Origin of the sequence: Pseudomonas sp. SIMBA_068 (assembly GCF_046534705.1) — a bacterium.
Taxonomy (GTDB): Bacteria; Pseudomonadota; Gammaproteobacteria; order Pseudomonadales; family Pseudomonadaceae; genus Aquipseudomonas; species Aquipseudomonas putida.
This window is the reverse complement of the sequence record NZ_JAWRYI010000853.1, coordinates 1-260: the sequence shown is the minus strand read 5'-3', so window position 1 is coordinate 260 and position 260 is coordinate 1. Positions and strand designations below refer to the sequence as shown.

Below are 260 nucleotides of genomic sequence, written 5' to 3'. Positions count from 1 at the left end.
AATTGCGCGCGAGGAGAGATATGAGGGATTTACAGACCAGCGGCATAGTGGGGTTGTCAGCCAGTAAGGTGGGATACAGGCACAGTGATCGACATGGTGAGGTCAACGACAAAAAAAATGTTGCCGTTCTGCCAACAGTTCCTGCCAGCATTCGGGCAACGAAGGGTTCTACTGGTGGATACACATACCAGGGGAATAAAGTCGTTTTAGCCTCTCCTTTAGTAATCACCGGGGGTAATGAAATCAGCATCTGCATCCCT

General features: G+C 49.6%; 1 protein-coding gene. It reads left to right on the top strand.

What is annotated here, in order from left to right; all coding sequences use genetic code 11:
- Positions 1 to 20: 20 nt before the first annotated feature.
- The coding region (locus SB756_RS31755; RefSeq protein ID WP_410913459.1) for a hypothetical protein at positions 21 to 260 on the top strand (240 nt) is incomplete at its 3' end.